Below are 1,170 nucleotides of genomic sequence, written 5' to 3'. Positions count from 1 at the left end.
TAGGGTTGATTCTCTAGGGAAGGAATTATATTCTAAGGGTGTTGTGTGTGGACGCATGGCAATGGGAGTAGACGGATTAATCGAACAATTAAAAACAATTCCAGATTGGAGACGAGGACGAACGGTTCAATATCCCTTATGGTTGATGTTGCTTTTAAGTCTGCTAGGGGTGATGAGTGGGTACAGTAGTTTACGGGGTTTAGCCGACTTCATGCAACGACACGCCGCTGAAGTGGCAGAACGGTTTGCCTTAAAGAAGGCAAAATTGCCGAGTTACTCAACCCTGCGTGATATGTCACAGCATGTCGATGGCAAGCAAGTGGCAGAGGTATTTTTGCAATGGGCAGCCTCGACGATAAGTGTACAACCGGGAGATGCGATCGCGATTGATGGCAAAGCCTTAGGCAGTACAGTGAGCGATGCCCATGGCAAGCACCAAGATTTCGTCATGGTGGTCAGTGCTTGTTTACAGGAAAACGGCTGTGTCATTGCGCAACAGAGCTATCAAAATGGTCATAGTAGTGAGATCCAGAGTGTGCAGCAATTGCTTCAACGACTGGATGTCAAAGGGGTATGGTTCACCCTAGATGCGTTGCACTGCCAAAAAAACAGTCTCTGAGATCGTTAAAACAGGGAATCACTACTGTATTGGACTCAAAGGCAATCAATCTACCTTACTAAAACGAGCCAAAGCATGTGCCCAAACGCAAGTTCCCCTTAGTCACTATCAGCATCTCGATACGTCCCATGGGCGGGTAGTAAATCGTCAGATGCAAGTCTTTAGGGCACCAACCGAACTGGCACACCAATGGGCTGGTTTAACAGCCTTTGTTGCCGTAGAACGCTCTGGGATTCGCGAAGGGAAAGCCTTTCAGCGCCAATCTTGGTTTATTCTCAGTCAGGTCATTGATGCAACTGATGCGGCTGATTTGATTCAAGCCCATCGGGGTAGCACAGAAAATCAGCTCCATTGGGTCAAAGATGTAGTTCAACAGGAGGATGCTTCGCTGATCCAAGCACCGCGACCAGCGACGTTAATGGCGATGTTACGCTCTTGGGCAATTTCTATCTTTCGGAAAGCGGGTTACCCTTCACTCACCAAAGCCTTGCGTCTGTTCAAGCATGACCTCCCGAAACTTATTTCCTTTATTTAGAGAATCAACCCTACCC

The 1,170-nt window shown here is 47.7% G+C and carries 1 pseudogene; it reads left to right on the top strand.

What is annotated here, in order from left to right:
* Positions 1 to 55: 55 nt before the first annotated feature.
* Positions 56 to 1,154 (top strand): annotated as a pseudogene (locus ACR6Z4_RS32160) (ISAs1 family transposase).
* Positions 1,155 to 1,170: the final 16 nt, after the last annotated feature.

This window comes from Calyptranema fuscum S582 (assembly GCF_055793305.1).
This window is presented reverse-complemented; position numbering and strand designations above follow the sequence as displayed.